Raw genomic sequence first — 1,132 nt, 5'->3', positions numbered from 1 at the left:
ACTTGATAACAGTCTCCGGCAATTATGTAGCTTTGTATTTGCTCAAAAGCTTCTGAATAACGCTGATATGAAATGGTCTTCTGCCAGTTAGGCTTGTTAGTTTGCTGCTTATGTTTATATGTGGCGTTCTTTTCGTGGGTATCGGAAATAATATTTTCAATCTTGTCTCGCAAATCGAGAGGGCAGCGTGGTGAATACGTTAGATAACCGCGCTTTTGTTTTTTGTCATGAATATAAGACCAGGTATATTCACCTATATATAGAAGGGGGAGTTTACTTTCTTCCATTAATTGAGGTGCTTCAATAATACTAAGAGCTCCATACTCATAACTTGAGTATCCAATTAACCCTGCTGTAAAAGGTAAATCTGAAAATATTGATGGGATTTCTTGTTGCTCGTAGTTAAGTGACTCATGAATATTGCTTGGCTTAACTAGGTTTGGAGTGTGAGATAACTCTGCTTTATTTATTGTATGGGTAAATAAAGGCGAACCGCTAATAATATTGAAGCGACCTTTTGACTCATCAACGCCGCTATCTAAAAAGATTGAATGGGGGAGGGAGGCTAACAAGGCATGGCATTGCTCATCATTTAGAATAATTTCCTTTTGTAGCCACTTTGCCGGGTGTTTTGTTTGATTTGTTTGGTAAGCTGTTTCAAAATTCTTCATTCAGTTATCGCAAAATTAAAATCTATGAGAATGTATATGGACATTTGTTCGACGCCTGATAAATTATCGCCGCAAAATAATACTTAACAAATGGAGTTTTTATGAAGCGTTCATTTCGTCGCTTTTTATTTCTAGCGCTATGCGTTTTGCCTTGGGTTACCCCCTTGCAGGCTGAAGATTTTAACTCTTTAAAGCGTGCCAAGCTAACAGAAGCGCAATCTGTAAACCAACTCAAATATATGATGGTCAAAGGCTTTGATAGAATTAAAAAGGAAGTTGTTAAAAACGGTTCTTTCCCTCCATTTGGCTTGACGCTGTCTCCTGATGCCGAGTTTAAAGCAGTCATTCCAGATATTGAAGCAAAACTACCTTCACAGGTTGTTCTAGTAAAACTCGCTGAAAGCATGGCAGCTATTGCTCAAACGCGTTCAATGTGGGCAGTTGGTATTATGTATATTAGG

2 protein-coding genes are annotated in these 1,132 nt (G+C 38.1%); one reads left to right on the top strand and one right to left on the bottom strand.

The features are described from left to right. Nucleotides 1–671: hypothetical protein (locus A3729_RS04830; RefSeq protein ID WP_156497668.1), on the bottom strand; the 671-nt coding region annotated here is incomplete at its 3' end. Between the two features lie 101 nt (nt 672–772). Between A3729_RS04830 and A3729_RS04825 the strand changes: the two genes are divergently transcribed. Further along, nucleotides 773–1,132, top strand: a 360-nt coding sequence (locus A3729_RS04825) for a hypothetical protein (protein WP_156497667.1), incomplete at its 3' end; no start/stop codon positions are given.

This window comes from Oleiphilus sp. HI0043, assembly GCF_001634935.1.
The sequence above is the reverse complement of the archived record's forward strand: the minus strand, read 5'-3'. Positions and strand labels throughout refer to the sequence as shown.